2 protein-coding genes are annotated in these 1393 nt (G+C 46.7%); one reads left to right on the forward strand and one right to left on the reverse strand.

The window, feature by feature from the left end; translation table 11 throughout:
- Positions 1-1052: DUF3667 domain-containing protein (locus tag OB13_RS17825; protein WP_461491538.1), on the forward strand; the 1052-nt coding region annotated here is incomplete at its 5' end.
- Positions 1053-1147: 95 nt separating this feature from the next.
- Here OB13_RS17825 and OB13_RS17830 read toward each other — a convergent pair.
- The coding region (locus tag OB13_RS17830; protein WP_461491539.1) for a hypothetical protein at positions 1148-1393 on the reverse strand (246 nt) is incomplete at its 5' end.

Genomic DNA, 1393 nt, shown 5'->3' on the forward strand with positions numbered 1-1393 from the left:
AGCTATGCAAGGCTGTAGCCATTATGAAAAAACATTACCGCTCCGATAAAAGCTGCCTGAACTGCGGCACAACAGTTTCCGATAAATTTTGCTCCACCTGTGGACAGGAAAACCTGGAACTGAAGGAAGATTTTCTGCACATGGCCGTTCACAGCATAGGCCATTACTTTCATTTCGAGTCGAAGTTCTTCAGCAGCCTGGTACCGCTCTTCACAAAACCGGGATTTCTGACAAAAGAATATTTTGCCGGCAGGCGTGCATCGCACCTGAACCCGATCAGCCTGTATATCTTCATCAGTATCTTGTTCTTTTTCCTTTTCACGGCTAATTCCAACAGCAACAAGAAAGACATACTGGAGGAGAATGTTACCGGGGAGAACACGTTAACCCAAGCAGAGGCCGAGAAAGCAAAAGAAATTGTTGGCAATGCCGTATCTGAAAAAGCAGGAGCGTATACCTATTCCGTACTCCAGAACGCACAGGCGATCTCAGACAGCGCAGGCGAACAGAAAGGCGTGGTTGTTTTTACGAACCCTGCAGCGACGGAACCCGATGCCAAACAAGCAGCTAAAAAGAGTACCGATTCGAAAGCCGATGAGAATGTAGTCGTTCACTCGCTGCAGACTAAGATCCGGAAGGTAATGGATGATGACCTGAGCAGTGAGCTTTTCAAAAATAAGCTGGTGAGCCATCTGCCGAAAATGATGTTCATCCTGCTTCCCTTATTTGCGCTTATCCTGAAGCTCGTAAACCGCAGGCCAACCAAGTACTATGTGGAACACCTGGTCTATTCGATCCATGTGCACTCCTTTCTCTTCCTTTTTGCCTCTATCCTGATCGTGTTAAGCTGGCTACTGCCATTTTTTGAAGACGGGATACAGTTCTTTGGTTTTATAGTCGTGCTGTGGTACATCTACAGGTCTATGCGTAACATTTACGGGAGCTCGCGCAGGCGCACGATTTATAAGTTCTTCCTGTTGTCTTTTGCTTATAGCTTCCTGATGCTGCTAAGTGGCACTATTGTGGCTGTTGCAACCCTTTATACAATCTAGCACCTGCCTGCTGCTGTGCAGAACAGGATGGCTCCTGCTACAGAAATGGTAAATCAGCTTTAGCCGAAAAGAAAATGGTAGGAAAACCCTTCTCCCTAATCGGAGCCCAGTTTCCCTTTCACCCAATTTAGTGCACTGGTCGCCCTTTCGGCATAATGGTTTATATCCTCTACCACATCGCCAATGTGGTGTTTTTCCCAGAGTGAGCCAAATACCTTGCTTTGCGGCTTCGCAATATCGAGGAGTTTCGTTTGGCCTTGTTCACCTTCCCGTTTAAAGCCTTTAACTTCTGTCAGCACGAAGTGCTCTTTGTTTAGCAGCACATAAAACTGCTCCGCCTT

It is taken from the genome of Pontibacter sp. HJ8 (assembly GCF_054824225.1).